At 46.2% G+C, this 6,801-nt stretch carries 4 protein-coding genes and 1 pseudogene; 1 reads left to right on the top strand and 4 read right to left on the bottom strand.

Annotated features, from left to right (window positions below):
* Window positions 1-265: 265 nt before the first annotated feature.
* The 4 genes and pseudogenes from glgB to ACP2WE_RS22995 all read right to left on the bottom strand — a co-directional run.
* Window positions 266-2,536, bottom strand: coding sequence for a 1,4-alpha-glucan branching protein GlgB (gene glgB, locus ACP2WE_RS23010; RefSeq protein WP_425217863.1), 2,271 nt, complete (start codon window positions 2,534-2,536; stop codon window positions 266-268).
* 98 nt (window positions 2,537-2,634) lie between these two features.
* Window positions 2,635-4,752, bottom strand: a complete 2,118-nt coding sequence (locus tag ACP2WE_RS23005) for a DUF1565 domain-containing protein (protein WP_425217862.1) — start codon at window positions 4,750-4,752, stop codon at window positions 2,635-2,637.
* A gap of 135 nt (window positions 4,753-4,887) precedes the next feature.
* Window positions 4,888-5,451, bottom strand: coding sequence for a Uma2 family endonuclease (locus tag ACP2WE_RS23000; protein ID WP_425217861.1), 564 nt, complete (start codon window positions 5,449-5,451; stop codon window positions 4,888-4,890).
* 69 nt (window positions 5,452-5,520) lie between these two features.
* A pseudogene (locus ACP2WE_RS22995) lies at window positions 5,521-5,646 on the bottom strand (Uma2 family endonuclease); the annotation flags it as partial.
* A gap of 328 nt (window positions 5,647-5,974) precedes the next feature.
* Between ACP2WE_RS22995 and ACP2WE_RS22990 the strand changes: the two are divergent.
* Entirely contained in the window at window positions 5,975-6,748 is a 774-nt protein-coding gene (locus tag ACP2WE_RS22990; RefSeq protein ID WP_425217860.1) for a fatty acid desaturase, read from the top strand.
* Window positions 6,749-6,801 lie beyond the last annotated feature (53 nt).

The following is a 6,801-nucleotide window of genomic DNA, read 5'->3' as shown; positions in this document are numbered from 1 at the left end:
GCTAGTTCTTGTTCTGTTTCTTTGATGACGATCGCTGTTTTCCCTGCCATCTTACTTCTGCCTTTATACTTTTTTCTCTAGTTTAGTCTATCTGTTATCCTACGCCTTTAAATTGGTATCAGATACTTATTATCTTCCCGCAAATGTCCTTCACTTCAACTTGTGCAGCCGATAAGTTGGACACATCAGAAATCCTAGCAAAAAAATTGAGCGAAATCAAAACCCGACTTCACTCAATTCTTATTGTTAAATTCTAAAGATGATTCTATTCTTCTTTTGTTTCTTGGTACTTAAAGGCAACGACTGCTAAAGGAGGCAGGCAGGCATTTAGCGAATAGGGTTGATTGTGGCAACCCCAGTCATCCGAGTATTTACCGCCCAGATTGCCCATGCCACTGCCACCGTAAATCGTAGCATCGCTGTTGAGAATCTCTTTGTAAAATCCCTTAGCAGGAACGCCGATACGGTAGTCGCCGTGGGGGACAGGGGTAAAGTTACAGGCAACAACGATAAATTCGCCATTGTCGCTGCGACGGATAAACGCCACAACGGAGTTATTCGTGTCATCGCAAGCAATCCATTGGAAACCTTCAGGTGAGAAATCTAGGGTGTGCAAAGCAGGTTCAGCCTTGATCAAGCCATTAAGATCGCCAACGAACTTCTGAAGATTCTTGTGAGGAGCAAATTGAAGTAGACCCCATTCCAAATCGCCCCAAACGTTCCATTCACTCCATTGGGCAAATTCCATGCCCATGAACAGAGTTTTCTTGCCGGGATGGGTGAACATATAGCCATATAGACAGCGCAGGTTGGCGAACTTCTGCCATTCATCCCCAGGGATTTTACCAGGCATAGCGCTCTTGCCATGGACGACTTCATCGTGAGATAGCGCCAGCATGAAGTTCTCGCTGAACGCATACATGATGCTAAAGGTGACGTTGTTTTGGTGGAACTGACGGAACCAAGGATCCATGCTGAAGTAGTCGAGCATATCGTGCATCCAGCCCATGTTCCACTTCAGGTTAAAGCCTAAGCCACCCGCATAGGTCGGCCAAGTGATCATGGGATAGGAAGTAGACTCTTCGGCGATCGAGAGGACGCCGGGGAAGTAGCTAAACAAGATGCTATGGAGGTGACGGAACAACTCGATCGCACTGATATTCTCGCGACCGCCATATTGGTTTGGTAACCACTCGCCCTGCTTGCGGTTGTAGTCGAGGTAGAGCATAGAAGCCACCGCATCGACGCGAATTCCATCGATGTGATACTTGTCAAACCAAAAGAGGGCATTCGCAATGAGGTAGTTACGAACTTCGTTACGACCATAATTAAAAATTAACGTTCCCCATTCCTTATGTTCGCCAATGCGAGGGTCGGCATGTTCGTATAAGTGCGTCCCATCAAAGTTTGCCAAGCCATGACCATCTTTGGGGAAATGGGCTGGAACCCAATCGACAATCACGCCAATGCCATTGGCATGACAGCGATCGATCAAGTACATTAAGTCTTGTGGTGTACCGTAGCGGGAAGTGGCAGCATAATGTCCGATCACTTGATAGCCCCAAGAGCCATCAAAGGGATGCTCGGCGATCGGGAGCAGTTCAATATGGGTGAAGCCTAGCTCTTTGACGTAGGGAATCAGTTTATCAGCCAGTTCGCGATAGGTTAAAAATCTCGCCGTAGGCTTTAGGTCAGCGGCAGAAACGGCGGGATAGCCATCCGCAGGAGGCTGTTCGATCGCCCCATGCATCCAAGATCCCAGATGCAGTTCGTAGACTGAGACGGGCTTTTTCAGCGGATCGGTGTTGCGGCGCGTTTCCATCCAGTCCCGATCTTGCCACTGGTAAGTACTGAGGTCAGCCACAATCGAGGCTGTCTTGGGGCGAATTTCTTGCTGAAATCCATAGGGATCGGACTTTTCGTAGATATGCCCATCTGAATTTTTAATTTCGTACTTATACGCTGTACCTGCACCAATGTCAGGAATAAACAAGTCCCATACTCCAGGCTCGACGCGGCGCATTTGGTGCTTGCGCCCATCCCATAAATTAAAATCACCGAGTAATGAAACGTTGCGAGCATTGGGAGCCCAAACCGCAAAATATACACCCTTTACCCCATCCACTTCGGTGAGGTGAGCGCCCATTTTTTCGTAAATTTGGTAATGATTGCCCTCGCCAAATAGGTAGCGATCGAAGTCAGTCAAAAGGGGTGACTTGAAATAGTAAGGGTCGTAAATCAGGCGATCGCCGCCCGGTTCGGTCACTTTAAGTTTGTAGCTAAATAGTTGTGGGGCATCCGCGATCACGCATTCAAAAAAGTGAGGGTGATGCACTGACTGCATGGGATAGTGGCTTTTTTCGTCAGGATTAACAACAGCAACGGCAGTAGCATCAGGCAGGTAGGCACGAATCACCCAGACAGATTTACCATCTAACTCAATTTCATGGGGACCTAAGACAGAGTAAGGATCGTGATGCTGATTCCAAACAATCCGATCGATCTGCTCTGTTGCAATTGTGGGTGCTATAGCCATAAAAATTGAGTAAATATACTTATTGTTAAGATTTCTTACTGAAATTGTATCTCTGAAATGATACATTTCTAGCTCTAACTAAAGATAGAGCTATTCAATTATAGGCTGCTGTGGTAAGCCACCCTCGAATCTAAACCAAGCGATCGCAAAATAGCACTTAATACCTCAGCCCGATCGCGATCGGGGTAGCCCTGCACGCGAATATGACTTCCTAGCCTTGAAGGGGCAATTTGAGCCGTTGGGACAATACTGCGAACCTGAAATAAAATGTTGGGCGAACTTGAGGGAATAATCACAATATAGCGGCTTAGCTCGAAACTAGAGGGTGGGACGAGCAAAGCGATCGGCATATTGAGTGGTTGCGTAAAGGCAAAGGTTTGCGGAATCGGCACGCTGTTGGGCAGTAAGTTTGCCAAATTTTGCTGGGATGACGCGATCGAAACGGCTCGATCTTTAGGTGCTGGGGCTTTAGGTGTTTGAGTTTGCGGCTTAGGAGAATTCATCGGTTTTGACTGTGCCACAGTAGTTACTGATGGTTTGGGTGTAGCGGGTTTGGGTGTAGTAGGGTTGACTGTAGATGGGGAAGTAACAGGTAAAGGCAGGGATGGCGAAACCTCCTTCATGATGGTGACAGAAGACAGATACATTGTTTCTGCTACAGATGCGATCGCCGCTTCTGTACTGGGTCGATCGAGACTTGGCTGGGGTTCTGCACTTTGAAGCTTTGCACCCGTAGGAGCCAGTAGGGCAGAGGGTAGTGATTCGCTTCCTTGTGCTGGCTTTGGTGAAGGCGCGATCGCTACAGCAGGTTTCGGGAGTGGGGATACTACAGAGGGAGTCGGAATCGTAGTTACTTCAGCAGGTTTCTGAATTGTAGTCGCTACGGTTGGTTTTGGGAGTGGGGATACTACAGCAGGTTTCGGAGTTGTCGTCGTCGTTGGTAGATTCGCAACTGGATTCAGGGGTGGCTTGACGGTTGGTTTAACAGTTGGAGTTGCAGCTAAAGGTTTAGGGGTTGGGGTTAGATTTGGTGATGGTTTAGGCGTTGGCTGAGATACAGAGGGTGCAATCGGTTTAGGGTTTGGTAGCGCCGCCACAGGAGGAATTGTAGGATTTTTAGGAGTTGTAGGGGTCGTAGTGATCGCGGTTGGCATACTGGCAGGATTTAGGGCTACGAGACCAGCGACCTTGTTGCGATCTAGATCGTTCCCCACTGCCACTAAGGTTGCAGCGGTGGAATTATTAATATCTTTATCACCGTTATTTTTAAAAATGTTGCCACCCAAACTTTGAGGCATGCCTAGATCGGGGTTGGGCTGACCTTTGCGATCGCGTAAAACCACCAAGCCATTGCGTTTGTTATTTGCAATCAAATTGTCTCGAAGCTTTGGGGTAGAGAGATTGGAAATCACCACGCCATCCATGTTATTGAGAATGCGATTTTTCTGCACCAATACATTCGATCTTTGTCCGATCGCCAAGCCAAATCCTGTGTTATCAAAGGTATTGAACCGAATCTCTCCAGTACTTGTCCCGACAGCGGAAAGTCCATTCGCACCATTCTGGCTAAATAGATTATCGATCACAGATGCATTGGCATCGCCTGTGAGAAATACACCTTCGCGGTTGTTTTTTGTAAAGGTGTTATTGGTGATCGTCACGCGCTTCTGCGATTCAACCCAAACCCCTGTACCCCTCGTATTGGGATTCTCAATCGTGATGCCTTCAATGCGCGAGTCGCTCCCCGCTAAGATCGTAACGTTCTGTCCTGCAAATGTTGGGCTGAGATACTTTCCCCCACCAAGAATGACAATCCCTTTTCCCTTAATCTCAGGATCGCCGCGCAGTACAACCCCTTGGGGCAGTTTAATCGGAAAGCTTTCGCCTGTCTCAACACTGTAAGTCCCAGTGGCTAGTTGAATAATTGTATTGGCAGGTGGATTCGTGCTTAAAGCAGCAGTAATGGAAGGAAAGGGATGTGCCTCTGTGCCATCAACCGTTATGTTTGTATTCCCAGTGGGATTGGCATTTTTTTTGGGAGCGACAAAAATTACTGATTCGTTCTCAAAACTTATTCGCGTGTCTTTTTTACTTAAACCTGAGTCGAGCGAATTACTGGAAGATGAATTAAACGTAAAGGGAGCAGCTAAAGCAGTGGAAGTGAAAGCGATCGCTATGGCAGTCACCATAGAGGGGAGGATTGAATTGCGTCTCATAATCTAGCCCTTCTATAAAAATTAATTCGGTAGTTCTCAAAATCCAAAACCTACTAATAGGCTACCAAGTTTTACGAAAAAATCACAGGGATAGTATGAGGTATTCACAAAAACATCTTTTCGTACCAATTCTTCCTATGCAAGCAACAGTTCAAACAGATCTCGCAAACTGAGTTGCACTAAGTTGGCAAAATCAGGAAAAGGGAGCATTGTTTCTGGTAAATCGAAAACCTGAATCTCTCGCTTCGATTCGTAAACAAACACCGTTTGTTCGCTGGGGTCGATTAGCCAACCCATTTGAGTTCCATATTTTAAGCAATGCAAAATATTTTTTGTAACTTTTGTTTGGCTTTGATCGGGTGACAAAATTTCAATTGTCCAGTCTGGCGCAATCTGAAATGCATTGGCAATTTCGCTGTTCTCATCGCGCAAAATCCGATCCCAACTGAATACTGAAATATCTGGAACGATGGAGCGATCGCCAAAGGTACAACGCAATTCCGCAAAAGCCCGCGCAATCCGCTTAGATCGCAGAGCCGCATTGAGCAATGATGCCAACTCTGTCTGAATCGCACTATGCTTTCCTTGTGGCATAATTTTCTGGGAAATTCGACCTTCAATATATTCGCTCGCAGGTTTTGTTTCTGGAAGTTGCAGAAATTCTTGTAATGTCAGTGTTGGGGCTATGGCTTGGATCATTTTTAATCTTCCCAATGCGAGGAGAACATGACTCTCAACAAGTTTACCTTATAAGAACCCGAGCGCAACTTACAGGCTTGCCGCAAACACTGGATTTGCCGTGAGTTGTAAATCTGGGAAAACGTTAAAAACGAGGGAATCGTTATTTTGGAATAACCGCTTTTGATATTCATCCCCAACGAGATTGCAGATTGTTCAGTTCCCCATCAATGAGTTCATGGCGATAGCGATCGCCATAGTCTCGAATAAATTCATTCGCTGTTAGGAATTTGGTGGCTGCTTGAACCATCGTGCGCTCCCGAATCTTAACGAACCCCGATCTCAAAACTATTTTGGCTCCAATCAAGTTATAGAGAGATCCCCGACTTTTTCTGATTCTCCAACTTTGCCCCAAAAGTCGGAGATCTAAGATCTTGCAGCTAATATCTCAGCCTACAGACAGAAAATCGCAAAATTTCTTAAAATAACTTAATATAAATATACAATCGATTTGTAAAGACATAAAAACTTTTAAACCGTACGCATGAACTCGCAAACGATCGCACCTCTAAACAGCTTTCTGGTCAAGCAGGAGCCAAGCTTATATAACTTCGCCAGCTATCAAGGAATTGCGATCGGTTTAGGGATTTTGGGTTTATGGGCGATCGCACTTTACTTTTGCTTAAGTATGAATCTCGCAGAGATGCCGATTCTATTCGTGATTTTGGCGGTTCTGGGGCGAACCTTTTTGCATACGGGCTTATTTATCGTTGCCCATGATGCTGCCCACGGGACGGTATTTACAGGCGATCGCAGAGTGAATGACTGGTTTGGTAGAATCGCGATCGCAATCTACGCACTCTTGCCCTATGCGAAGTTCCTTAAAAACCACGGTCTCCATCATAAAAATCCTGGTAGGGCAGGCGACCCAGACTTCCATGACGGACGGCATAAGAATGCGATCGCTTGGTATATGGCGTTTATGGTTCGCTATCTCGATCGCCGTCAACTAGTTGTGATTTTTGTGGGGTTTACGGTTATCTTCCATTCGCTCAGACTGGGTATGCAAGTTTCGCCCATCAATCTTTTGCTGTTTTGGATCTTGCCGATTTTGCTGAGTTCCATGCAATTGTTCCTTTTTGGGACGTTCCTCACCCATCGTGAGCCCCAACAGGGCTATACCAATCGACATCATGCCATGAGTAGTAATTTTCCAGTGATGCTCTCATTTCTAGCTTGCTATCACTTTGGCTATCATTGGGAACACCACGAATATCCCCATTTGCCTTGGTATAAACTGCCCTCAGTCAGAAAGTGATTCAGGTTTGGACGATTGGAGAGAAGCATTCTAGAGGGAATTCCCTTAATATG

The organism is Tumidithrix helvetica PCC 7403, assembly GCF_965232925.1.
GTDB classification, from domain to species: Bacteria; Cyanobacteriota; Cyanobacteriia; order Pseudanabaenales; family Pseudanabaenaceae; genus Tumidithrix; species Tumidithrix helvetica.
This window is presented reverse-complemented; position numbering and strand designations above follow the sequence as displayed.